The sequence below is a fragment of the Cryobacterium sp. PH31-O1 genome, assembly GCF_030063455.1.
Taxonomy (GTDB): Bacteria; Actinomycetota; Actinomycetes; order Actinomycetales; family Microbacteriaceae; genus Cryobacterium.
On record NZ_JASITB010000001.1, the window covers coordinates 587,223 to 610,905 of the forward strand.

At 64.2% G+C, this 23,683-nt stretch carries 24 protein-coding genes, 2 tRNA genes and 1 pseudogene; 13 read left to right on the top strand and 14 right to left on the bottom strand.

Features of this window, described 5'->3' with window-relative positions:
- Positions 1-109 precede the first annotated feature (109 nt).
- Positions 110-679, top strand: a complete 570-nt coding sequence (locus QMK31_RS02800) for a cysteine hydrolase family protein (RefSeq protein ID WP_283499406.1) — start codon at positions 110-112, stop codon at positions 677-679.
- Positions 680-942: 263 nt separating this feature from the next.
- On the opposite strand, the gene QMK31_RS17225 is transcribed toward QMK31_RS02800, so the two are convergent.
- Positions 943-1,092 carry a hypothetical protein gene (locus QMK31_RS17225; RefSeq protein ID WP_349361538.1) on the bottom strand — a complete coding sequence of 50 codons (150 nt, stop codon included), beginning with the start codon at positions 1,090-1,092 and terminating at the stop codon, positions 943-945.
- 127 nt (positions 1,093-1,219) lie between these two features.
- Here QMK31_RS17225 and QMK31_RS02810 point away from each other — a divergent pair, with 127 nt between their 5' ends.
- Positions 1,220-1,612 carry a VOC family protein gene (locus tag QMK31_RS02810; RefSeq protein ID WP_283499408.1) on the top strand — a complete coding sequence of 131 codons (393 nt, stop codon included), beginning with the start codon at positions 1,220-1,222 and terminating at the stop codon, positions 1,610-1,612.
- A gap of 214 nt (positions 1,613-1,826) precedes the next feature.
- Here the strand turns inward: QMK31_RS02810 and QMK31_RS02815 are convergent, their stop codons facing one another.
- Complete coding sequence (locus tag QMK31_RS02815) at positions 1,827-2,348, bottom strand: tetratricopeptide repeat protein (RefSeq protein ID WP_283499409.1); 522 nt, start codon at positions 2,346-2,348, stop codon at positions 1,827-1,829.
- A 131-nt stretch (positions 2,349-2,479) separates the two neighbouring features.
- On the opposite strand from QMK31_RS02815, the gene QMK31_RS02820 reads away from it, so the two are divergent.
- The 4 genes from QMK31_RS02820 to QMK31_RS02835 all read left to right on the top strand — a co-directional run bounded on the left by QMK31_RS02820 (position 2,480) and on the right by QMK31_RS02835 (position 5,360).
- Positions 2,480-3,139, top strand: a complete 660-nt coding sequence (locus tag QMK31_RS02820; protein WP_283499410.1) for a GNAT family N-acetyltransferase — start codon at positions 2,480-2,482, stop codon at positions 3,137-3,139.
- Positions 3,140-3,787: 648 nt separating this feature from the next.
- On the top strand, positions 3,788-4,057 hold the full coding sequence (locus QMK31_RS02825; RefSeq protein ID WP_283499411.1) for a hypothetical protein: 270 nt from the start codon (positions 3,788-3,790) through the stop codon (positions 4,055-4,057).
- 599 nt (positions 4,058-4,656) lie between these two features.
- A complete protein-coding gene (locus QMK31_RS02830; protein WP_283499412.1) occupies positions 4,657-5,139 on the top strand; it encodes a DUF2975 domain-containing protein in 483 nt (160 codons plus the stop codon).
- Positions 5,139-5,360 (top strand): helix-turn-helix domain-containing protein, encoded by a 222-nt coding sequence (locus QMK31_RS02835; protein WP_283499413.1) that lies wholly within the window; start codon positions 5,139-5,141, stop codon positions 5,358-5,360. Before QMK31_RS02830 ends, QMK31_RS02835 begins: the two co-directional genes overlap by 1 nt.
- A 61-nt stretch (positions 5,361-5,421) precedes the next feature.
- Here QMK31_RS02835 and QMK31_RS02840 read toward each other — a convergent pair whose 3' ends face one another.
- The 5 genes and pseudogenes from QMK31_RS02840 to QMK31_RS02860 form a co-directional block, all read right to left on the bottom strand.
- Positions 5,422-6,225, bottom strand: a complete 804-nt coding sequence (locus QMK31_RS02840; protein ID WP_283499414.1) for a LysM peptidoglycan-binding domain-containing protein — start codon at positions 6,223-6,225, stop codon at positions 5,422-5,424.
- Positions 6,226-6,428: 203 nt separating this feature from the next.
- Positions 6,429-7,291: pseudogene (locus QMK31_RS02845) on the bottom strand (DMT family transporter).
- Positions 7,292-7,718: 427 nt separating this feature from the next.
- On the bottom strand, positions 7,719-7,895 hold the full coding sequence (locus QMK31_RS02850; RefSeq protein ID WP_283499415.1) for a helix-turn-helix transcriptional regulator: 177 nt from the start codon (positions 7,893-7,895) through the stop codon (positions 7,719-7,721).
- 160 nt (positions 7,896-8,055) lie between these two features.
- Positions 8,056-8,128, bottom strand: a tRNA-Arg gene (locus QMK31_RS02855).
- 14 nt (positions 8,129-8,142) lie between these two features.
- Positions 8,143-9,309, bottom strand: a complete 1,167-nt coding sequence (locus tag QMK31_RS02860) for a 3-isopropylmalate dehydrogenase (protein ID WP_283499416.1) — start codon at positions 9,307-9,309, stop codon at positions 8,143-8,145.
- A gap of 176 nt (positions 9,310-9,485) precedes the next feature.
- On the opposite strand from QMK31_RS02860, the gene QMK31_RS02865 reads away from it, so the two are divergent.
- Together QMK31_RS02865 and QMK31_RS02870 are read left to right on the top strand one after the other, a co-directional pair.
- Positions 9,486-10,934: an aldehyde dehydrogenase family protein gene (locus tag QMK31_RS02865; protein ID WP_283499417.1), complete on the top strand. Its 1,449-nt coding sequence runs from the start codon at positions 9,486-9,488 to the stop codon at positions 10,932-10,934.
- Positions 10,931-11,728, top strand: a complete 798-nt coding sequence (locus QMK31_RS02870) for an SDR family NAD(P)-dependent oxidoreductase (RefSeq protein WP_283499418.1) — start codon at positions 10,931-10,933, stop codon at positions 11,726-11,728. Before QMK31_RS02865 ends, QMK31_RS02870 begins: the two co-directional genes overlap by 4 nt.
- A gap of 38 nt (positions 11,729-11,766) precedes the next feature.
- Here QMK31_RS02870 and QMK31_RS02875 read toward each other — a convergent pair whose 3' ends face one another.
- The 6 genes from QMK31_RS02875 to QMK31_RS02900 form a co-directional block, all read right to left on the bottom strand.
- The gene (locus QMK31_RS02875; protein WP_283499419.1) at positions 11,767-12,951 is read right to left on the bottom strand and encodes a hypothetical protein; all 1,185 of its coding nucleotides are present in this window, start codon (positions 12,949-12,951) and stop codon (positions 11,767-11,769) included.
- Positions 12,952-13,108: 157 nt separating this feature from the next.
- Positions 13,109-14,542 (bottom strand): amidase, encoded by a 1,434-nt coding sequence (locus tag QMK31_RS02880; protein ID WP_283499420.1) that lies wholly within the window; start codon positions 14,540-14,542, stop codon positions 13,109-13,111.
- 52 nt (positions 14,543-14,594) lie between these two features.
- Positions 14,595-16,400, bottom strand: a complete 1,806-nt coding sequence (locus QMK31_RS02885) for a dipeptide ABC transporter ATP-binding protein (RefSeq protein WP_283499421.1) — start codon at positions 16,398-16,400, stop codon at positions 14,595-14,597.
- The gene (locus QMK31_RS02890; protein WP_283499423.1) at positions 16,397-17,275 is read right to left on the bottom strand and encodes an ABC transporter permease; all 879 of its coding nucleotides are present in this window, start codon (positions 17,273-17,275) and stop codon (positions 16,397-16,399) included. Before QMK31_RS02890 ends, QMK31_RS02885 begins: the two co-directional genes overlap by 4 nt.
- Positions 17,272-18,219: an ABC transporter permease gene (locus QMK31_RS02895; protein ID WP_283499424.1), complete on the bottom strand. Its 948-nt coding sequence runs from the start codon at positions 18,217-18,219 to the stop codon at positions 17,272-17,274. The genes QMK31_RS02890 and QMK31_RS02895 overlap by 4 nt, the downstream gene beginning before the upstream one ends.
- 113 nt (positions 18,220-18,332) lie before the next feature.
- Positions 18,333-19,820, bottom strand: a complete 1,488-nt coding sequence (locus QMK31_RS02900; RefSeq protein ID WP_283499425.1) for an ABC transporter substrate-binding protein — start codon at positions 19,818-19,820, stop codon at positions 18,333-18,335.
- 229 nt (positions 19,821-20,049) lie between these two features.
- Here QMK31_RS02900 and QMK31_RS02905 point away from each other — a divergent pair, with 229 nt between their 5' ends.
- Complete coding sequence (locus QMK31_RS02905) at positions 20,050-20,817, top strand: FadR/GntR family transcriptional regulator (RefSeq protein ID WP_283499426.1); 768 nt, start codon at positions 20,050-20,052, stop codon at positions 20,815-20,817.
- A gap of 7 nt (positions 20,818-20,824) precedes the next feature.
- Here QMK31_RS02905 and QMK31_RS02910 read toward each other — a convergent pair whose 3' ends face one another.
- Entirely contained in the window at positions 20,825-21,043 is a 219-nt protein-coding gene (locus QMK31_RS02910; protein WP_283499427.1) for a thioredoxin, read from the bottom strand.
- Between the two features lie 123 nt (positions 21,044-21,166).
- Between QMK31_RS02910 and orn the strand changes: the two genes are divergently transcribed.
- From orn to QMK31_RS02930, 4 genes are all read left to right on the top strand, one after another.
- Positions 21,167-21,841 (top strand): oligoribonuclease, encoded by a 675-nt coding sequence (orn, locus tag QMK31_RS02915; protein WP_283499428.1) that lies wholly within the window; start codon positions 21,167-21,169, stop codon positions 21,839-21,841.
- Between the two features lie 44 nt (positions 21,842-21,885).
- Positions 21,886-21,961: transfer RNA gene (locus QMK31_RS02920), tRNA-His, on the top strand.
- A gap of 56 nt (positions 21,962-22,017) precedes the next feature.
- The gene (locus tag QMK31_RS02925) at positions 22,018-22,368 is read left to right on the top strand and encodes a metallopeptidase family protein (RefSeq protein WP_283499429.1); all 351 of its coding nucleotides are present in this window, start codon (positions 22,018-22,020) and stop codon (positions 22,366-22,368) included.
- A gap of 24 nt (positions 22,369-22,392) precedes the next feature.
- Positions 22,393-23,682 (top strand): D-alanyl-D-alanine carboxypeptidase family protein, encoded by a 1,290-nt coding sequence (locus QMK31_RS02930; RefSeq protein ID WP_283499430.1) that lies wholly within the window; start codon positions 22,393-22,395, stop codon positions 23,680-23,682.
- Position 23,683: the final 1 nt, after the last annotated feature.

Sequence of the window (23,683 nt, forward strand, 5' to 3'; positions counted from 1 at the left end):
TGCCGCCGTCATGGGATGCTGAATAGTGTCAGTATCGGTCCCAGTCTTAGACGGCATCTTGGACCAACCATTTTGGTCATTGACCTGAAATTATTTTGGAGCCTAAATCGTGATCCAACTACCCTCGATCGATGATTACACCGCCCTGATCGTCGTTGACGCTCAGCAAGGATTTGACCACGTCGAATGGTGGGGACCCCGAAACAACGCGGACTGTGATCAGAACATCGCAGCGTTAGTGAACGAGTGGCACAGGCTTTCGCGACCGGTCGTCTTCGTCCAGCATAATTCCTCCAACCCGCTCTCCCCTCTGCACCCCAGCCACCCCGGCCATGCGTTGAAAAGCTACATGTCCGGCACTCCGGATCTATTGGTCCAGAAAACGGTCAACTCAAGTTTTCACGGCACACCCGATCTTGACTGCTGGCTTCGAGAAAACGCTATCTCGACCATTGTGATCTGCGGCATAACTACCAATCACTGCTGCGAAACAACAGCACGCATTGGCGGAAACCTGGGATACACCGTCTACTTTGCTGTAGATGCGACCCACACATTTGACAGGACCGACCTCGAAGGTGGAATGATCAGCGCGGCGGAACTTTCCCGAGTCACCGCGATCAATCTTCACGACGAGTTCGCCACCATCGTTCTCTCGCACGAACTTCTCAACCACTGAAGACGTTCCGTTATGGTTCCCCTGCGGACACCCCTCGAAGTCGGCAAGCACGTTCAAAACGACCTCGGAGAGCACATTGAAACGACGTCCGCAGCACGTCCCCCGTGCGGAACGGGCGTGGGGCGGTTGTCATACGATCAGGGCCTTCCACGCCATTGGTTCACATCAACGGGGGCAGGGCCGTTGGCACGAAGAATCCGAGAAGATAGGGGGCACGAATCAACCGAGCGCGTCGATGGGGGGAGCTTGGCGCGATTACGGATCTACCAGCCGCGCAGCCGCTCGAGGGCCGTGGACGCGGTCGACGATGATTCGATCACCTGGGCCGCGAAGAGTGCGTCCGCCTCCTCGACGGTCGCGAGCTGCAGCTCCCTCTTGAAGCCAAAATAGCCGAACAAGACGCTCTTGCTCATCCCCTCGGCCTCGGCAAGTCTCGCGATTGAGAGCCCGCCGATTCCCTCGACGCTTGCGAGACGAACGACCGTAGGGTTGACGTACGCACGAATGATCGTGCTTACTGGAATCCAGGAGGAACCATCAATGACGATTTTCCCACCCATCGCCCATGTGGCGCTCACGGTACGAGACCTCGAGGTGAGCGTCCCCTGGTACACGGAGTTGTTCGAGGACCAGCCAGTGCTCGATGAGGACACCGGACCCTTCCGCCACGTCGTCTGGATGGTGAGCGGCACCCTCGTCGGTCTGCACCAGTTCCCCGACTCGGACGTGACGACGCCGTTCAGCGAGCGCCGTGCGGGCTTGGATCACGTCGCATTCGGCGTCGCGGACCGATCCGAGCTGGAGCTTTGGGAGAAGCGCCTGGACCAGCTCGGCGTCAGCCACGACACGATCAAGGACGCCGGATACGGGTCAGGACTGTCCTTCCGCGATCCCGACGGGCTGCCGCTAGAGTTCTTCGCGCCGCCGGCCTGAGAAGGAGCAGCACCGCCTTGGTTGAGTGTTCGGGGATAGGACCGAACGCTCAACTAAGGCACGCACGGGTGAAACCAGCGACTCTGTCGCTGGACGGCCGATCAGCCGGACCGGACAACGCTATCGGCCGAGCAGAATCCTGGCACAACGTCCTTATGACCGATCGTGTCACACGGTTGTGATTGCAGGCACGGGTGTCTTGGTGGACGTCCGTCTATCGGGCGCTTTCGGAAGTGGCCGAAAAGTCGAGCGATGTCAGGTACGCGGCGTTGCCGCGCATGGCGGGCTTGTACCGGTCAATCTCTTCCGAATGCACATGGTCGGCAAGCAGAGTGAGAAGGCTGCCGAGAGCGGTGTTGACACTGCCGGCCGCATGCAGGCTCAGAGATTCGAATGCGCCGAGGGCAACAGAGTCCGGAAACTCCCTGCGCGCTTGCGCGAACACCGTGACCGACTCATCGAGGCGGCCAAGGTTGCGGAGGGTGCTCCCGTATTGGAGGTAGCACCGGCGACGCACGTCCCCGTCGAGCCCTTCGGTCATCGCTCGCTCATAGAACCCCAGGGCGGTCGTCTCCTCGCCCGCGGTATCGTACGCACCGCCTACTTCGTAGAGGACTCGGGGGTCACGCGGGTGCATCTCGTAGACATGGAGAAGGGCGGCAATCGTTGGGCCCATATTGTCTCGGTCGCGAGCCGCGAAGATGCAGTCCAGCTCGATGTGCAGTTCGATACTCATTGATGAGTGGCTCCTCGATTCGTGCCGGCCGCGCAGACGCGCGTGCTCAGGCTAGCTGCCGGACTTGATTCATTTGTCGTTCCACTGGAAACGGGGCGGGGGTCGGCGTTGACACAAATAGGGTTGGGGGCATGTCGCATGCACTTCAACAGCTCTGGCCGCCGTTCGGATTGCTGATCGAATGCGGGTCACTATCTCTGTCTCCCGTTCGAGATTCCGATTTGCCCGACCTTGTGACACTCGCACACGAAGGGATTCACGACTCCGCTGCGATGCCATTTGATTTTCCATGGACGGCCGGGACCCCCGACGAAGTTCGATTAAGGCTCCTGCAGTTCCACTGGGGGCGACGTTCTGCCATGACGCCAGTATCGTGGCAACTTGAATCCACAGTCCGTTTCGAGGGAGAAATCGTTGGTTGCCAAGGAATTACGACCAGTGACTATCTCGTGACGAGAACCGGCGAGACAGGATCGTGGCTCGGGGCGAAGCATCACGGACGGGGCATCGGCACGCTAATGCGCCAAACTCTCTGTGCATTCATGTTCGACCATCTAGATGCATCTGAGGTCACGTCCGCCGCGTTCACCGACAACCCAGCGTCGCTTGCCGTGTCGAGAAAAGTCGGCTACCGAGAGAACGGCCTGGTTCGCCGCCGGCGGCGCGAAGGTGAGATGGCTTTGAGCCAACAACTGACGTTGACTACCGAAACGCTCAACAGATCCGATCAGGAGTTACGCGTCACGGGCGTGCCTCAGCTACGTGAGTTCCTTGGGCTCGAATCGGTTTAGCCGCACGAATCACCTCATTAATTGAACCGCGCGTGCAGGTGCCCAGTAGACGTTCCCCTATCAGGCACCCGACTCAACTTCGATTGTGATGCTAACGGAGCTCACCTCAGACGAATAAGGGGCTGCGCACATCTGCGCAACCCCTTATGTTTTGATCTCGGTCAGCTAGTCCGGGTTGATGTTGCAGTCGACCGCGGCTACCGGACCGTCAACAAACGGGCCGTACTGGGTGCCTCGGAAGGTCTGGTAGGCGATTTGGTCGTAGTCGTACGTAGTCCCGGTCACGCATCCTTCGAATCCGTTGACCGTTTGCACTGCGTTGTAGGGACTATCTGTTGATGTGAACTCGCGTTGCTCGGTCATGATTCCACAGGGGAATCCATTGCACGTGCTACGGAGCACCATTCGGAGAGAGTGCAGATAGATCGCGTCGGCCGGCGCGCTGGAGCACAATTCTTGACCACCCCAGTAGAGCTCGTCGCCGAGTTTGGTGATGTCAACGAATGTGCCAGCGCAGATTCCCGCTTCGTATTGCGCACTCACGTTGCCCGGCGCGGCGTCGGAGGGCAGCTGGAGAACCCAGTCGCCCGAGTCGTATAGGTAGAACTCAGCTCCGTTGGCATCGGTTTGGATGTTAGTGACCTTGCCATGGACATCGTTCTGCTGAAGAAATTCTTCAAAACGTTCGGTGCCGGTGCCGGGGCGGGTTCTGCTGTTGCGGCTTGGGCAGGCGCCGCCATCACGACCGACCCAAGTATCAGAAGGCCGGCCGCGCTACTGATTATGCGCTTGAATCCAATTTTCATATTGATCCCCAATCTCTATGCGTGGACTGTTCGTGCTTCCATACTTGCCTCAAGTTCGGGGGTATTCAAGATTGTCTTTGAGGCACACTCTGTTACCGGTGTCGGGAATTGAAGAGGGCGGCGACTCCCGGGTTCTTTTGCAATTCAGTGACCGTTTCAAGCGGTAGTTGTGTCGCGACGGCGATCTGATCGGCTGAGTACCCCTCTCGGCCCCAACACTCAATCAATGCATCAATCTTCACGCCCGTGGTGTCGGGGATGCGTTCCTCATGCCTAACTAGTTCCCACAGTCGTTCGAGTCGTTGGATGTCCGCAGCCGGTATTTCTGCGCGGTGCGTCCTATTTGGCTTGTGCAACTCGAACTGCCAGCCAGGGTGGCGGCCATCGTCTTCAATCTCGTCTCTATTGACCAAAATCATCATCTCCTCGACAGTTCGGACACGTGTCTAAATCCATTGTTGCGCGGAGCTGGTACATTGTCGCGCTATGCGTGCACGCCACCGCCCGCGTTCGATAGCCCAATTGCTATTGCCCCGAAGGGGGTTCGGCTTGCGGACGCGTAAGGGCGCATTAGTAGCTGGCGCACACCTGTCGAGCGAGTCAATCAAATCTCCAGCAGTTCCCTTTCGATCGACGGCGTGACTGTTTCTGGAGTTAAGTGGAAAGCGTCGAGCCATTGACTTTCGATAGTGACCAATCGACAATCGATAGATGGAACGAACTGAGATTGGCCCTTCAACAGCGGCGGCGACAGCGACCTGGCTGGCCATTGGACTACTCGGCATCCTCATTCTGGTGAGTGGAGCAACCCTGTTTCCTATCTCGGAATCGCTCGCAGTTGAGAATCCTGAATTCGCTCACCTACAAGCCCCGCTTCTCGCACTGGCTCTCGCTGTTGGACTGTGCGGGGAAACCCTTCTGGTCGCTACCGCCATTCTCGTCGGATACATACGACAGGACCGGATCTTCGGTCACACAGCAGCACGAATGGTAAACCTGCTGATACTGACTGTCGTTCTCGCGACCATCTTGACCGCATCCACCCTGGCATTCATTCCAGGACCGCCCGCACTTGCGATCGTGATCGTCGTGAGCGTCCTGGTAGGAATCACCCTCACCCTCGTTCTCATAGTTCTGCGGTCGCTGCTGCAACGAACAGCGCTCATGCGGGCCGAGCTCGACGAGGTGGTCTAATGGCGGTCCGCATCCTCATCGACCGTCTGCTGGTCGAACAAAGCATGTCAGTCGGAGACTTTTCAACAGCCATCGGCATCACCCCAGCCAACGTGGCAGTGCTCAAAAACGGACGCGCCCGCGCCATCAGATTTTCAACCCTCGACTCGATCTGCCGAGTCCTCGACTGCCAGCCCGGCGGCATCCTGGTTTGGGAAGACGTGCCAGCCGTAGATCAATAGGCATTCCCGCAGAGGGTTCGCCTTTCGGGACGGCCGCGGGGGTTCATGCGCGGGGCCGGGTTCAGGCCCAGGGCGGCGGGACCGAGGCGCCGCCGCGCAACGCCACCTGAAGGTTCAGATCGTCTCCGGGCTGGAGTTGGCGGCTGGTCAGCGGGTTAAGGAAGCCGAGGTCGTCGAGCGTGATGCCGAAGCGGTCGGCGATGTCGTTGAGCGTGTCGCCGGCTACCGCACGGTAGGAGAGTGCGGCAGCATCGGCTGTGGCGGTGGTGCCGCTAGCACCGACCCGAATGCCCGTGTCGACGGCGAGTAGCCCGGGGCGGGTGTCCGGCACGTTCCAGGTGATTGTGCCGAGGGCCCGGGGAGTGAGCGCGCAGCCGTCTGGATCGGTCGTGCCCGGCGTACTCGCGGTGATGACGGCGGTCAGGTAGTAGCTGGGGTCGCCCCGGGAGAAGTCCCTGTCGCCCAGGCTCAGCCCAAGCTGATCGGCGTCCGTGGAGAGGTTGCCGAACGAGTAGCTGTACATGTCGGCCAGGCAGGTCGTAGTCTCCGACCAGGGGCTTAAGAACAGTTGTACGCCTCCGGGAACGTCCGAGCGGAAGTCCTTCAGCGCGACGTCGAACCCGCCGCCTCCCGCGGTGATCACGACGGTTCCGGAGATGGTGTCGTCGCCCGAGGCCGGCGTGAGCTTGGCCGTGCCGATGACGCCGTCGGGGATGACGACGTCGGCCATGTCGTCGGTCGGGGCCGGCGCATCCGTTTGGATCGCCGTTTCGACCGGCGGAGTCTCGGTCGTCGGGGGCGAGCAGGCCACCAGCCCGAGCACAAGAGCGGTGCTCCCCAGAACGGATGTCGTCAGTCGTGGCATCAGGTCCCCTCCCCGCCGAGCCCAGTATGGCAGTCGGTCCTATTGTCGGTCCAGCCGAGGCTCGACCACCGAAGTGGCTCGACGCACCGAACTACTCGGAACCGTCCCTTAACACGTTCCGCTTGCGGGCGGTCCTGCCTGTCGAAATAGTGCCTCGACCGCGTTCTGGGAGCATCTGAAAAGCCGTCCGCTGATCGTCCCCCTTACGGGCCGTTGGTGCTGGGCATCGCCTCGACTGTTGCTGATTCAACTTCACGGTCCTCGGCGGAGCGTGTGGGCCTGACTCGACCCCGGCGCGTTCGCACGGCGATACCGGCACAAAGGATGACGGCGATACCGGCGATGATGGTCTGCCAGGTCAACTGTTCGCGCAGGATCACTGCGGCCCAGAGGATGCTGAGGACGGGTTGGGTGAGTTGCACCTGGCTGACTTGGGCCATGGGCCCGATGGCCAGTCCGCGATACCAGGCGAAGAATCCCAGGAACATGCTCACCACTCCGAGGTAGGCAAACGCCGCCCATTGGGTGGGCGTGCCGGTTGGTGGCTGGTCGACGATGGCAATTGTCGTCAGGGTGACCATGAGGGGCGCGGCCAGAACGAGGGCCCACGATACGGTTTGCCAGGATCCGATCTCGCGCGCGAGCAGGCCTCCCTCGGCGTAGCCGATGGCAGCGGCCACGACGGCGCCGAAAAGAAGCAGGTACGACCACTGCGAGCGGATGCTTGCGCCACCCTGCATGGACGCAAAAATTACGGCCACCAGCGCCCCGAGTGCGGCCGTGATCCAGAATGGCAGTGGTGGTCGCCCTTTTCCCCGAATGACAGCCATGACGGCCGTCGCTGCCGGGAGGAGCGCTATGACCACGGCGCCGTGGCTGGCCGACGCCGCGGTGAGGGCGAATGAGGTGAGGAGGGGGAAACCGACGACGACCCCGCCCGCGACGACGGCCAGGCGAACCCACTGGTTGCCGCGCGGAAGGTGTTGCCGGGTGATGATCAGGGCGGCCGTGGCAAGCACGGCAGCGATGAAGGCGCGAGGCCGGAGCCGATGAACAGCGGGGACATGCTCTCGACGGCCACGCGCCCGTCGGGTTTGGCCCCATCCTGCCCTCCGCTGTGCGCCAGTCGCAGGCCGCGAGGCGGATTGCGGCTACCTGATCCGGCGTGAGCGCCTTCGGGGTGTGCTGGGGCTTCTTCATCCGCGAGGTTTCCTGCACGGGATTGCGTGCGATGATTCCCCGCCGCACCGCAAACCCCAGCACCATGCTGAGGATCGTGCGGGAGTGCTTGGCTCGCGTGTACGAGATCGCGCGCTGCACCTTCAGGAAAGGCTCAATGCGGCCGACGGTCACCTCGCGAACCGTGAAGTGACCGAAAAAGGGAAGCACGAGCCCGCGCAGCTCGTACTCGTAGACGGCTTTTGTACCCTTCGCGCGGTCGACGTCGAGCATCAGGTCCTCCAGCCAGGCCTCGGCCAGCATTCGTAAAGCCACTAAAGAACATCCGAGACGCGGTAGCGGATCTCCCGTCCGACGCGAATGCCGGACGGGCCGCGGCCATCGGTGCGCAGGTCGTAGATCGCCTGCACCTGCGCGCCGAGATACTTGGCGAGCTCGCTCGTTGTGAGTACGGGCTCCAAACCGAGCCCCGAGAGACTTGCAGCATCCATAACCCGTAGGTGTCCAAGGTCACACCAGAAGAATCGAACTGGGTCGCGTTCCTTCTCTACGAGCGCCCGCAGGAGGCGGGCGCCGCGGAATAAAAGTTGCGTGAATCAAGTCTTGCCCCTTCGGTGAGGACAAGAAACCCTGGTCAGACGATTTTTTCGGTGCCCCCGGTAGGAATCGAACCTACGACAATCGGATTAGAAGGCCGGTGCTCTATCCACTGAGCTACGGGGGCGGGACTGTACAAGGTTACAGGCCGCCGGCAGTCATGCGGTCAACACGCATATCGCGCAGCGCGGCGAGATCGTCCATGACGCTATGGCCGGGCACGACGGGGACCGGTGCCCCGCTCGTCAACAGCCGGGCGATCTCCTGGCCGAGTTGCGCCGTTGAGTAGCCCATACCCGGCCCGGCGGTCGCCGGCAACTGGGCCAGAACGTGTACGGCGGTCGCCTCGATGGCTCTAGCCGCACCGGCCTCGCCGAGGTGGGCCAGGCACATGGCTGTCGAGAGTACCGCCCCGATCGGGTTGGCCCAGCCCCGACCAGCAATGTCGGGAGCTGAGCCGTGGATGGCCTCGAACATGCTCGGGCCGGAGCCGTCGAGGTTGAGGTTGGCGCTCGCGGCGACGCCCAGGCCGCCCTGAATGGCCGCGCCCAGGTCGGTGATGATGTCGCCGAAGAGGTTGTCGGTAACGACCACGTTAAAGCGTTCCGGAGCCGTCGGCAGGTAGAAGCACAGGGCGTCGACGTGCACGTAGTCCACCGGAACGCTCGAAAAGCGAGAACTCACGTCGTCGACCGTCGACTGCCACAGGGTGCCGGCCTCGACCAGGATGTTCTTCTTGTGACACAGGGTCAGGGTGCCACCGCGTCGTTCGGCGAGACGAAACGCGAACTCGACCACACGCTCCACGCCCATGCGGGTATTCACCGATTCCTGCACCGCGACCGCGTGCGGAGTGCCGGCGTGCACCGTCGATCCGCGCCCGACGTAGGAGCCCTCGGTGTTCTCCCGCACGATCACCAAGTCGCAGCGATCCGGCGTAAGGCCGGCGATCGGCGTGGTCACGCCCGGATACAACTTCACCGGTCGCAGGTTCACCGCCTGCGCAAAGCTGCGACGCATCTCGAGAATGAAGCCGCGCTCCAGAATGCCCGGCGCGACGGCGGGGTCGCCCATGGCACCGAACAGAATGGCGTCGTGAGCACGAAGCTGCGACTGAAGGGCAGGCGTGAAGAGTTCGCCGGTGGCCAGGTAGTGCCGGGCGCCAGCCGCAATCTCGGTGAGCTCGGTCCGAAAACCAAACACCGACTCCGCCGCCGCGAGCACCTCGAGAGAAGCGTCGATCACCTCGGGTCCGATGCCGTCGCCGCGGATCACGGCCAGCCGATGGACTCTCGCCGTGCTGGTCATTGGCTCTCCCTCGTGAACGGATGCGTGCCGCGCCAGATGATTGACCTGACGATCGCCACTCGATACTCTAGTTAGGTTACTGGTCAGACCAGTAGAAACGCCAGCATCTCCTGACAGCAACGCCTCTCAACAGCAGCATCTTTCAACAGCAGCACCTTTCAACAGAAAGTAGTCCCGTGACTTCGTTCCCGATCCCCTACCCGGCCGGGCTCCCCATCGGCGAGCGCTGGCTGGCCTGCTTGGAGCAGCAGGAGATCGTGTTTCCCTTCGACGGCTCCCCCGTCGCGTTGTCCCCGGTCGGCACGGCGGCCCAGGCCGTGCTCGCTGTAGACGCGGCCGCCGCGGTACGCGCGGAACTGGCCGGGCTGAGCGCGGGCATCCGTCGTACCCTGCTCATCGACATTCACGACGCCCTCGCCGAGCGAAGCGCTGAATTCGAGCAGCTGCTCGTGCAGGAGACCGGCAAGCCGCTCACGGACTGCCGCACCGAGGTCGCCCGCGCCCTCACCACCTGGTCGGCGAGCGCCGAAGAGGTTGCCCACCTGCACGGTGAAACCGTTCCCCTCGACCTGCAGCCCAGCGGGGTGGGAATGATCGGCTACTGGACGCGGCGGCCGGCCGGAATCGTCGTTGGCATCACCGGCTTCAACTACCCGTTCCTGCTGGCCAGCCACAAGCTCGCTCCCGCCCTTGCTGCGGGCTGCCCGATCATCATCAAGCCGGCCCCCAACACGCCGCTGACCACACTGTGGGTGGTCGACCTCATTCGCGGGGTGCTGCACGATCACGGAGTGTCGACCGCTGCCGTTCAGCTCGTCACGGGCGGTATCGCTGTCGGGGAGGCTCTGGTGCGCGATCCGCGGGTGGCCGTTGTCTCATTCACTGGCTCTGCCACCGTCGGACACCAGATTGCGCGCGACGCCGCACCGCGCAAGGTCGTGCTCGAGCTCGGCGCCAACACCGCCCTGATCGTCGCGTGCGACGCCGACGTCGAGAAGGCGGTCGACGCGGTGATTCGTGGCGGCTTCTATGCCAACGGCCAGGCCTGCATTTCGGTGCAGCGCATCCTCGTGCACGACCAGATCGCCGACGACTTCGAGCGGATGCTGCTCGCCCGCCTCCCCGAGGTGCTCGTCGGTGATCCCCGAAGCGAGAGCACCCGCGTGGCGCCGGTCATCAACGAGGCCGGGACCGAGCGCATCCTGGCCTGGATCACCGCCGCCAAGGCGAGCGGGGCCCTGGTGCTGGCCGGCGGACACCGGATCGACCGCAGCATCGCCCCGACCGTGCTGACGAATGTTCCGCTGGAGGCTCAAGTCTGGTGCGAGGAGATCTTCGGACCGGTCGTCGTGCTGCAGCGTATCTCCGATCTGGGTTCAGCCATCGAGCTGGTCAACCGCTCGCGCTACGGCCTGCAGGCCGCCATCTTCACCAGTTCCCTGCAGCGAGCCTTTCGGGCCATCAACGAGCTGGACGTCGGCGGCGTCGTGGTCAACGAGATTCCCGGCTTTCGCTCCGACATCATGCCCTACGGCGGTGTCAAGGATTCCGGCACCGGCCGGGAAGGTCCGCGGTTTGCCATCGAGGAGTTCACCGTGACCCGCATGGCGATGATCCGCCCGTGACTCACTCAGAAGGAACCCTCGTGGACTACACCCAGCTGTTCCAGTTCTTCGGTCGCCGCGTACTCGTGATCGGGGCCGGCAGCGGCATCGGCCGGGAAAGCGCTCTCGCCCTGCACGCCCACGGCGCCACGGTCATCTGCGCCGACCGGGATGCCCCCAGCGCGGCGGCTACCGCCGCCCAGCTCGGCGCCGGAGCGAGCTCGCTGCAGCTCGACGTTCTCGACCAGGAGGCCGTGCGGGCCGTCGCCCGCGATCTGGCCGACCTGGCCGCCCTCGTCTTCACGGCCGCCACCAACGTGCGCAAACGCATCGCCGACTACACGCTCGACGAGTTTGACCGCGTCGTGAATCTCAACCTGCGCGCCGCGTTCGTGCTCATTCAGTCCTTCGCGCCGACCATGGCGGCCAACGGCGGCGGCAGCATCATCGGCTTCGCGTCCATTCGGGCGGTCACGGTCGAGCCCGGCCAGGGGGTCTACGCAGCGACCAAGGCCGGGCTGGTACAGCTGTTGCGCACAGCCGCCGCCGAATACGGCCCGGCCGGGGTACGGGTGAACGCGATCTCCCCCGGCGTCGTGGAGACGCCGCTCACGGCCCAGATCAAGAACGATCCGGAGTGGTACAACGCATACGCCGCCAAGAGCGCCCTGGGCCGTTGGTCGACTCCGAGCGAACTGGCCGGCGCCGTGGTCTATCTCGCCTCGGACGCCTCGCGGTTCGTCACCGGGTCGGTGCTCACCGTCGATGGCGGCTGGACGGCCGTCGACGGCCGCTTCGACCCGCCGAACACCTAGGGCGCTCTCCTACTGCAGGACCGAGGATGTGGCGCTAGCTAGCGGATGACACGCTCGAATCCGGATGCGCCTTCTCCGGTCCAGCGGTGCAGCTCAAGTGTGGCGGCTTGCTGCGCATGGCCGCTGGAGCTGTCGCGATAATCTCGGGCGACGTAGAAATAGCCGTCACCGATGGGCTCGATGCCGACGTCTGACTTGAACTCCCAGCCGTAGATGCCGGTGGCTTCGTGTTTTAGCCCCTGCTGCAGGAGCGGCACGACGAGGCCGGTTTCATCGTTGGGCTGGCCTTCGATGATCTGCTCTTGCGGAGCGACGGTCCCATCCAGGACGTAGAGGGTCCGGTTCGGGTACTCGGGCTTGCCGCCGCGGTAGACGCCCATGTACCAGAGGTTGCTCTGTTCGTCGTAGGCGAGGTTCTGCACGCCGAAGGCGGTGTTTCCGGTGTGGACAAAGTACTTGGCGTCCTCGTCGGCCGGGCCGGAAGTGTGCGGATCGGCCTGGGTCAGTTGGCGTTCGTACTTGCCCCATCGGGAGACGTCATATTGCAGGAGCACTTGGTGGTCGTTGTCGGCCCGGGCGTCGTTGCGGTAGACGCCGTAGGCGACCATCAGGTGCTGCTTGCCGCGTTTCTTCCCGAACTCAGGACCGAAAGAGACACCGTCAATGCCGCTGGAACCGTACCGGTGGTCTGCGGTGTTGGCGGTGTCGCCGTCGAATACGCCGTTGCCGTCCATGTCCGCGGTGAAGTCCTCTACGACCTCCTCGAGGTACACAGCTGTGACTATGCCTGAATCCTCGGCGTCCATGCCGACAGCGTTGATTTTGTTGACGTCAAAGATTGCGATGTAGAAGGCCTCTACGGCCTTGTACTCGAGGGAACCGTAGACGCGGCCGTCCCGAGTGTTGAAGTCCAGGTCGCCGAGGTGGCCGGTGAACCCCTCAACCGTCCCGATGACATTGCCCTGCAAATCCGTCTTGACCAAGGTGTTTGTAAACGAGTGGTAGACGTACCCGTTCTTCTCATCGATCGCAATACCTTGAATGTGTCCGGCGTCCCAAGACCCGGATTCAATGGTCGTGGGATAGTTCTCGATTGACGCCGGCGCCTCTGCATGGGCGGGAGGTCCCTGCGGGTCGGCGGGTGCCGCGCTGACCGGCGCTGCCACGCTCAGCGCGATGGCCAGCGAAACGGCGGTGGCGATTAGTGCGAATTTTCTCTTCACGATTTACGGTCCTCGGATTCGGTGGGAGCGAATGGAGCCGGGCCCACTATCCGGCGACACTAACCCTGCCCCTCCTGTAAGAACGTCCGAACACGAGGACATGAACGACGAGAGAACCTCGAACCGGAGTTTAGACACTCCCTGGCGCGCCGACTGGTCAGCGTGCCAGCTTGGCCGCAGTGTGGAACGGCCAGACCGGCTCGGCCGCTGCCGGCCGCGCCTGCTCGTACCAGTGGGTGGCGCGCAGCACCGCAAGGTCCTCGAAGCGACGCCCGGCGATGTGCAGCCCGATCGGGCGCCCATCCGTTGTGAACCCGCAGTTCACCGAGCTGGCCGGCTGCTCCGAGAAGTTGTACGGCGCGGTGAACGCAATATGGTCGAGCGAGGTGGCCGCGTCGTTGGTCGGCATCGGCCATTCCGCCGGAAACGCGGCGACCGGCGACACGGGCGACAGCACCACGTCGTAGGGCGCGGTGGCCGCGACGGTCGCCGCGCGCAGGTCTTGAATGCTTTGATAGCAGCGCACCACCTCGGTACCCGACACTCCTGCTCCGGCCAGCACCCAGTCCCGGATGAAGTCCAACACCATCGCCTGCCGCGCCGGTTCGAGCACCTCGTAGTCGGCGAGGGAGCGCACCCGCAGAAAGAGGTCGAGGTCGGCGAGGTATTTCTCGGTCATCGGCGGGGCGATCTCCTCCACGATCGCACCGGCCGCGGCAAAGAGTTCCACCGCCTGCAGAACGGATGCCGCCACCTCCGGGTCGGTCGCCAGACCCGCTCCCCCGGCCAGGTGATACGCCACGCGCAGTCCGGCCACCCCCGCAGCGCCGTAGTGCACGTCGGTCCAGTCCACCTGCTGCTCGCCGAGGCTGGTGTAGTCCCGCAGATCTGGCCGGGTGAGCACTTGCATGAATAGGGCCGCGTCATCCACTGTTCTGGTGAGTGGTCCGGCGACCCGGCCCATGTAGGGCGGGTCGACGGCAACGCGGCCGAAACTCGGTTTCAACGTCACCAGCCCGAGCCAGGTGGCCGGCAGCCGCAGCGAGCCGCCGATGTCGGATCCGACGTGCAGCGGACCGATTCCGGCGGCGGCTGCGGCGCCCGCGCCGGCGCTCGACCCGCCGACGGTCCAGGCCTGGTTCCACGGACTGCGGGTCACGCCGTGCAGGCTCGAGACCCCGGAGGACAGCATGCCGTAGTCGGGCATGACGGTGACGCCGAAGATGACACCGCCGGCCTCCCGCACGCGCGCGGCGCTCGGCCCGTCTTCCCTCGCGACCGGAGCGTCGAACTTGGCGGCGGTGCCGGACGGCTGGCTGAAGCCGCGCACGGCTACGTTCTCCTTGATGCTGGTCGGCACGCCGTCGATGGGCCCGAGCGGAGTTTTTGCCGCCCAGCGGCGCTCACTCTCGGCAGCCGCGGCGAGGGAACCGACCCGGTCGAGACCAAAAAAGCAGTTCAGCTCGGGCTGCAGGCGCTCGGCCTTGTCGAGCACCGCGGCCGTCACCTCGACCGGGGAGAGATCGCCGCTGTGGTAGCGCTGAACGAGTTCGGTCGCAGGCAGGCACTCGATGGGCGCGGTCTCGGTCATGGTGCCTCTTCCAATTGGTCGGTGGTGCGGGTCGACGTCAGGCTGTGGCGAATTAGTTCGCCACTCGTCGCGCCAGTTCGTCCATCGACGGCGTCGCACTGACCAGCTGCCGCGTGTACGGGTGTAACGGGCGGTCGTAGACGCTGGCGGTCGGCCCGCATTCGACGATGCGTCCGTCGGAGATGACGGCGACGGTGTCGCAGAGGTGGCGGATGACGCCGAGGTCGTGGGAGACGAACACGAGGGTGAGCTGGTATTCGTCGACCAGATCGGCGAGCAGGTTGAGCACCTGGGCCCGCACCGACACGTCGAGGGCACTGACCGCTTCGTCCGCCACGAGTACGCGCGGCCGCGTGATGAGTGCTCGCGCAATGGAGATGCGTTGCCGTTGGCCGCCGGAGAACTGGTGTGGATGCCGGTGCATCACGTCGGCGTCGAGCCCGACCGCGGCCAGCTGCGCTTCAACCCGGGCGAGGGCCTCGGCACGGCCAACGTTGCGCAGGGGTTCGGCGACGATATCGCGCACTCTCATGCGCGGATCCAGCGACCCCATCGGGTCTTGGAAGACGATCTGCACCTGGCTGCGAAAGTCACGCAGTTGCCGTTCCGAGGCGCCGTCGATGGACTGCCCGAGCACGTCGACCGTGCCGCCGGAAGGCTGGTCGAGGGCGCAGAGGATGCGCATGAGCGTGGATTTGCCCGAGCCGGACTCACCCACGATGCCGAACCGCTGGCCCTCGGCCACGTCAAACGACACCTCGCGCAGGCCGTGCACGATCGGGGCCGGAGCGAACAGTCCGCCGCCGCGTCGTCGATACTGCCGGCTGAGGTCGCGCACCGAGATGGCGGGTACCCCGGCGACCTCATTGAAGATCACCGGTGGTCCGTCGGGTTCGAGGCGCTGATGTGCGGCGGGGTAAGGCGGCAGAAGCAGCGCCGCCGCGGCATCCGCTTGAACGTGGCTGGGCGCTGATGCCGTCGTGCGCGGCCGAGCGGTGCCCGGCGTGGCGGTGACGGGTTTGGCGATGACGGGCATCGACATGGTGTGCAGCCGGCCACGCTCATCGACAGAGGAGAGATCGGAGGCCGCGATGAGTTTCTGCGTATACGGATGCTGCGGCGCGGTCAGCACACGCCCGACCGGTCCGTCCTCGACGATATTGCCCTGGTACATGACGAGCACCCGCTGGCATACCTCGGCGACCACCGCTATGTCGTGCGTGATCAGCAACAGCGCGGTGCCGCGGTCCGTGACCAGGTTGCCGATGAGCTTGAGCACCTCGGCCTGCACGGTGACGTCGAGCGCCGTGGTCGGTTCGTCGCAGAGCAACAGCTGCGGGTCGTTGGCCATGGCCATCGCGAGCATCACGCGCTGGCGTTGCCCGCCGGAGAGCTGGTGCGGAAACGCCAGGGCCGCCTCAGCGGGATTGGGCAATTTCACCTGCGCCAGCAGTTCCACGGCGCGTTCCCGAGCCTGCCGCCGACCGCGCTCTGTGCGGTGCACCATCATGATCTCGGCCACCTGGGCTCCGACCCGCATGAGCGGGTTCAGGGCTGTCATCGGCTCCTGGAACACCATCGCCATGGTGTTACCGCGCAGCGAGTTCAGGCGACGCTCGCCGGCGGTGAGCAGGTCGGCATCGACGCCGTTCAGTCGGATCGTGCCGGTGGCCGCGAGGGTTTCCGGCAGCAACCCCATAACGGATGTCGCGGTGAGCGACTTTCCCGAGCCGGACTCCCCGATCAGGCCGACGCGTTCGCCGACGGCAATGTCGAAGCTGATACCGTGCAAAAGTTCGTCGAACGGTGAACCGACCCGCAGGTCGGTGACGCTGAGGGTGGGTGCGTTCGTGGTCATCGGTTCACCTGCATCTTGGGGTCGAAGCGATCGCGAAGGCCATCACCGAGCAGGTTGAAGCCGAGCACCGCGATTGCGATGGCGATTCCCGGCCAGACGATGAGCAGCGGCTCGATGAACAGGTAGCCCTGGGCGTCCTGCAGCATGCGCCCCCAGGACGGTGTGGGTGGGGGCGTGCCGAGCCCCAGGTAGGAGAGGGCTGCCTCGGCGAGAACCGCGATGCCAAACGAGACGGAGGCCTGCACGATGAGCATGCCGCTGATGTTGGGCAGAATATGCCGCACCCCGATGAAGAGGCCGCTCTTCCCTGAGGCGCGGGCTGCCTGCACATACTCGCGGCTCATGATCTGCATGGTGCCGCTGCGGGCGATGAGGGCAAACGCGGGTGCCGTGCCGATGCCGAGCGCGACCATGGCCGTCACGGTGCCCGCACCGAAGATGGCGCCGAAAATAATGGCCAGCAACAGGGCGGGGAAGGCGAGGGAGATGTCATTGCCGCGCATCATGAACTGGTCGAGACGGCCCGGATTCATACCGGCCACGATGCCGAACGGCACTCCGAGCAGCGCTGCGATCCCGACCGCGACGGTGCCGACGAGCAGGGAGATCTGGGCGCCGCGCAGGATGGAACTGAACACATCCCGCCCGAAACTGTCGGTGCCGAGCAGATGCTGTGCGCCGGGCGGCAGAAGGATGGAGTCAGAGAAGACCCCTTCGGGGTCGAACGGTGTCCACCACAAGGACACGACGGCGGCCAACAGCACGAGGCCGATGAGCACGAGACCGGCCCAGAGCGTGGCCCCGCCGCCCTTCGTGCCGCGGCGTGCGGGGTTCGGCCCGGTCGCCGCGGGGATCTGGGCATTGATGGCCGTCATGTGGCGCTCCGAAGACGGGGATCGATCAGCGTGAAGGCGAGGTCGACCAGAAAGTTCAGGGCCAGGACGAACACGACGAGCACGAGCACAATGCCCTGCACTGCGGGCAGGTCCCGCAGGGCCACCTTGTCCAAGAGCAGGCTGCCGAGGCCGGGAATGCTGAAGACCCGTTCGATCACGACGGCGCCGACCAGCAGGGTGGCGATCTGCAGGCCGAGAACGGTCATCACCGGAACGGCGGCGTTGCGCAGCCCGTGCCGAAACAGGGCCCGCCCGGCACCGAGGCCCTTGGCGCGCGCGGTGCGGATGAAGTCTTCACGCATCACTTCCAACACCGAGGAGCGCACATACCGGCTGAGCACGGCGCCTTGCACGCTGCCGAGCGCGATCGCCGGCAGGATGAGATGTTCGATGAATCCGCCGAAGTCTTCGCCCGGATCGACCCAGCCGCCCGCCGGAAGCCAGCGCAGCGTCACGGCGAAAATCGTGACGAGCAGCATCCCCGCCAGAAATCCGGGTACGGCCACGCCGATCTGGCTGATGCCAGACAGGATGGCGCCGTCGGGCTTTCGCTGCCGGACCGCGGTGAGAATTCCGAACGGAATCGCGAACAACAGCGCCAGCACGACGCTGGTGAGCACGAGGATCACCGTGATTCCGAGGGCATCCGTTATTTCGGGGCCGATCGCCTGGCGGCTCACGGTGGAGGTACCGAAATCGCCGATGAGCACGTTCCCGAACCAGTCCAGGTAGCGCACGATCGCGGGGCGGTCGAGCCCCATGGCCGTGGCCTGCGCCGCGACATCCGCTTCACTCGCCTGCACGCCGAGAGCGATGCGGGCGGCGTTACCTGGCAGTATCGACAGCATCAGGAACGTCACGACCGAGGCCACGACCACCGTGGTGGCGAACACGCCGAGGCGACGCAGAACCACAAGGACCATAAGGGGACTTTCCTCTGACTGATTCACGGTTGGCACGGGCTCACAGAACTTCGCGCCAACCACTCGAACAACAACCGTACGCGTACGGGGCCAGTTCGCGGCCCCTGCGGTCCTTATCGCGCGATCGTCGACAGGTCCAGAGCGAGGCTCGGCGTGTTCTTCGGCACCCCGAGCAGATCCGCGTCGGCGAGGGCGATCGCCGGCTGCAGGTAGAGCCAGTCGGCGGCGGCTTCCTCAGCCATGGTCGTCGTGGCCTCCTTCATCAGTTCGATGTAGGAGGTCGCGTCGGCGCCATCCGCTTCGGCGAATTTGGCCATCACCGCGGGTGAATCGTAGCCGGCGTAGTAGGTGGGGGCGGCGAAGGCGGTCACGTCGCGCGGCTCGCTGTGCATGATGAGCGACATGTCATAGTCGTGCTTGGAGAAGACCTCGTCGAGCCAGACCGCGGGAAATTCGAGCGCTGTCACGTTGGCGGTGATGCCTACCTTGGCGAGCTGATCCTTGACCACCTGGGCGCCGGCCACGGCGTAGGGCAGGTTGGGAATCTTGAAGGCGACGGTTAGATCGCTGACTCCGGCCTCGGCCAGAAGATCGGTGGCCTGGTCGGGGTCGTACGGGTAGAGATCGGCCAGGCTCTCGTCATACCAGGGGTCGGTCGGCGGCACCATGGAACCGATCAGCAGACCGAAGCCGCTGTTGGCGGTGTCCATGACCGCCTGGCGGTCGATGGCATACATGACCGCTTGCCGCACCCGAACGTCGCTGAAGGCGTCGCTGGCGTTGTTCATCGACAGGGTGACCTCACCGGTACTGGCGCCTTCGAGCACCTGAAAGTCGGGGTTGGACTTGAACTGGTCGACCAGCTGAAACTGGGAGATGCCCGAAATGAGGTTGATGTCTCCGCTGAGCAGCGCGTTGGTCTGCGCGGTCGCGTCGGTGAAATAGCGCAGCGTCACGCCGGTCATGTAGGGGGCCTCGCCCCAATAATCGGCGTTGGCGGCGAGCACAAGGCTGTCACCGCTTTTGAACGAGCTGACCGTGTACGGGCCGGTGCCGACCGGAGCGGTGGCGAGGTCGGCAAGCCCGGATTCGGTGAACATGGTGCCGACCGGACCGCTCATGTTGAACAGCCAGCTATTGCTCGGCTTCGACAGGGTGATGCGCGCCTCGGTGTCGCTGACCGCCTCAATGCTGGCGATGGGGTCGAGGTAGGCGGGTCCGTTGGCCGTCCAATTGTCTTTGACGCGTTCGAGGCTGAACTTCACGCTCTCCGCGGTGAATGGCGAACCGTCAGAGAAGGTCACGCCGTCGTGCAGCAGAAAATCGTAGACCAGCCCGTCGTCACTGACCGTCCACGACTCGGCGAGCAAGGGAATGATCGTGCCGTCGTTGTCGAGTTTCACCAGACCCTCATAGACGTTGTAGAGAAGGGCCTGCGGGATCGCTGCACCGGCGGTCGTGGTGTAGTCGAGGTTGCCGGGAGTGGCCAGCAGGCCAACGGTCAACGACGTGTCCGGCTTTCCCCCGGCGGTCGTCGAACCGCTGGAACAACCGACCAGGGCCATGGACGCGACCATGACCGTGGCAATGCTGGCGAACATGCTTCGCCGGGTGTGTGTCCTCATTCGAACGTGCCCCTCTGGTTGGGCTGGCCCCACGAAGATCGGCCAGAAGTACTGCGAGAAATACCGTGGAGATGTGCTGGGCCTACCGGGGAAACACATGGTCAGACCAGTACACTCTGTATCAAAGTCAGCTTTACATGAAGATCTGAGATCGTCAAGATCGACCCCGATATTGGCGCCGGCTCGCAACCTCGAGGAAGTGCAGATGACCCACAAAGCCGCATTTACCGCCGTCAAAACCGTCAAGGCCTACGAGCGCGTCGTCGAACAGATCGAGACCGCCATCAGCAAGCGGGAACTCCGCCCCGGCGATCGCCTGCCGAGCGAGCGCGAGCTGATGCTGACTTTCGAAGTGAGCCGGTCGACCATTCGTGAAGCCTTGCGTGTGCTCGAGAGTACCGGACTGGTGCGATCGCGCCCTGGCGACCCGCGCGGACCCGAAGTGTTGCAGGCCTCGCCCGCTATTCTGACGAAAACCGTCAGCCGGCTGGTGCGGCTGGAAACCATCGCCCTGTCGGAGCTGGTGGAGTTTCGCATCATGCTGGAGGGCACCGCCTGCACCCTGGCTGCCCAGCACCGCACCGAGGTACAGCTGAACGACATGCGGGCGGCCGTCGACGCCATGCAAGCCCAAGTGGACAACGGACCGGTCGCGTTCAGCCGAGCGGATGTTGCCTTCCACGTGACCGTGTGGGCCGCCAGCCAGAATCAGCTCCTGCAAATCTGCGGGGAGGCCACCCGCGGTGCTCTCATCGACATGGTGACCGACGAACTCGATCGCGCCCCCGACTCCCAGGCGAGGATGGAACTCTCGCTCGCCCACGATCGTGAGATTCTGGGCGCGATCTCGGCGGGAGACGGAGCGCGTGCCGGACGACTGGCCCGGTCCTTCGTTATCGAGTATTACGGCGACATCATTTCGTCCCAGAGTCGGGCGGCACTCGGCAGCGTTGCGGACGAAGCTCCGGCGTAGGGCCAGCTCAGAGCGCTTTGGCGGCGGCGACGAGCACCTGTGCGAGGGTGGGAACGCCGGCCGCGCGAAAGACCTCGGTGCCGGCGCCGTTGGTGATGATGACCGTGGGAGTGTTGCGAACGAGCTGCGCCTCGGCTTGCTCGGGAGCACTGGCGACATCGATTTCGCGCACGGACGCACCGGGGACGAGTCGTTTCGCTTCGGCGAGCACTGCCCGCGTCTGCATGCACGGTTCGCAAAATGACGACGAATACAGTGTGAATTCCATCAGGGCCTCGCAGGTCGCGCGTTGAGTTCGGTAGCGTTCAAGTTTACAGGCCGAGTCGCAGGCCACCGGTAGACTCGGGGAATGACGAACAGCACGACTGGTGAAGCACCCACGACCGCCCCCGCAAACTCCCCGACGTCGAAGAGTCCCGACCGATTGGTCTGGATCGACTGCGAAATGACCGGGCTCGACCTGGACCGTGACGAGCTCGTCGAGATCGCCGTCGTCATCACCGACTACGACCTCAATGTGCTCGACCCCGGCCTTGACATCATCATCAAGCCCAACGACTCTGCCCTCAAGAACATGGGCGACTTCGTGCGCAACATGCACACCTCGTCCGGCCTTATCACCGAGATCCCGAACGGCGTCAGCGCCGCCGAAGCCGAGTTCCAGGTTCTCGAATACGTTCTGAAGTTTATTCCGGCCGAGCAGAAGGCCCCGCTCGCCGGCAACTCCATCGGCACCGACCGGGCCTTCCTGACCCGGTACATGCCCCGCCTCGACAACCAACTGCACTACCGCAACGTCGACGTGTCGTCGATCAAAGAGCTTGCCCGCCGCTGGTACCCGCGGGTGTACTTCAACGCCCCCGCCAAGGACGGCGGACACCGCGCCCTGGCCGACATTCTCGAATCGATCCGCGAGCTTGCGTACTACCGTCAGACAGTGTTCGTGGCTGACCCGGGGCCGACGAGCGACGAAGCCAAGTCGCACGCGGCAGATGTTGTGCACTTATTCGCCTCCGAGGTGTAATAGGATTGCTGAGTTGCCCCGCGTTGTAGACGTGGGGACGCATGGTGGGTATAGCTCAGTTGGCAGAGCGCCTGGTTGTGGTCCAGGAGGTCGCGGGTTCAATCCCCGTTACTCACCCCAATGAAACCCAGCACGTTCGGCCTCAGCCGGCGTCTGGTGGTCGGGAGCCGGTCGCGATGTTGAACCTTGAGGCGGCTGAATTCGAACGTCTCGTCGTCGATGAGCTTGACCTGCTGCCCGACGACATGGTCGACGGCCTCGACAATGTGATTTTCGTGGTCGAAGACCGTCCCGAGGACGGTACCCTCGACACCCTCGGCCTGTACGACGGGGTCGCCCTCACCGAACGCGGCCAGTACGGATTTGGCGAGATGCCCGATCGCATCGTGCTCTACCGGGAGCCGTTGTTGGCGATCTGTGAAAGCCTCGAGGACCTACACGACGAAATTCATATCACCCTGGTGCATGAAATCGCTCATTTCTACGGTATTGATGACGACAGGCTGCACGAACTCGGCTGGGGCTAGCCTCCCGCGGTCTAGCCTTGGGGAATGAGTTCCTTGCGTGTGGGCCGTCTCGTCGGCATCCTGATCGGAACCGTGGTGATTCTCGGCGTGGGCGTTTACGGCCCGGCGACGCTGCTGGGGCCTCTGCCGACGGTCACCGCCACCCGGGCCACTCCTACCGGCAACGCCACAGCACCCACTCCCCCGGTTCTGTCGCCGAATGGCGCCAGCGCGATCGCGGTGCTCGCCGCCACGACGAGCGATGCCTCCGGAACGACGTCGACCGGCGCGGATGGCGCTGAAACGTCGACGCCGATCGCGGTGGCAGGCACGGCCGAGGCACTTCCGATGGCGTCCATTGCCAAGGTCGTGACCGCCCTCGTCGTTCTCGACGCCAAACCCATTGTGGCGGGTGAGACCGGGCCCATAGTCACCCTCACCACGGCAGACTTTCAGAGCTACCTGAACTACAACAAGACCGGAGCCCGCTCGGTGGCGGTCTTCGCCGACGAACAGTGGACCGAGCTCGAGCTGTTGCAGGCGCTGCTGCTCGGGTCGAGCAACAACCACGCCGACAGCGTGGCACGCTGGGCGTTCGGCTCGGTCGACGCCTACGTCGTCGCCGCCAACGCCTGGCTCGCCGATAACGGTCTCACCGACACGGTCGTCGTCGATGCCACCGGGCTGCACGATGCGAGCGCCGGCACCGCCACGGACCTCGCCCACCTGGCCGGTCTCGCCGCGACCGACCCGGTGGTGTCTGCGATGCTGGCCAGTCCCGCATCCGCTCTGGCGGACCGTCGTGGTGTCGAGAACACCACCCCGTATCTGCCCGAGGAAGGCATCACGGGCATTTCACGAAGTTATACGGATGCCGCCGGGGTCTGTTTTCTCTTCACCGCCGAGGTGAACGACGGCGCCTCGAGCTTCACGTTCTCGGGTGTCTACATCGGTGAACCGACCTACGATGCGCTCACGGCAGACCTGACCGCCCTTATGGCAAGCGCACGGGCCGGGGTGGGCGCACTGCCGGTTCTGGCCGCGGGTGATGCCTATGCGACGTTCGAATCCGCGTGGGGCGACACCGCCTCGGCCGTGGTGGGGGTCTCGCGCACCCGCTACGCCTGGCAGGCCGCCACCCCCGAGGCCGCAACCGTCACGCTCAAGGACTTCGCCGCGGCCCGCACCGGCGCAAACGTCGGCCAGGTGCGACTCACCGTTGCGGGGGAAAAGCTCTCGGCCGCCCTGAAACTCAGCGAAGGTATCGCCGACCCCGGGCCGGGCTGGCGACTGTTGCATCCGATCGTGATGATCACGGCCCTTCTCGACCAGTAGG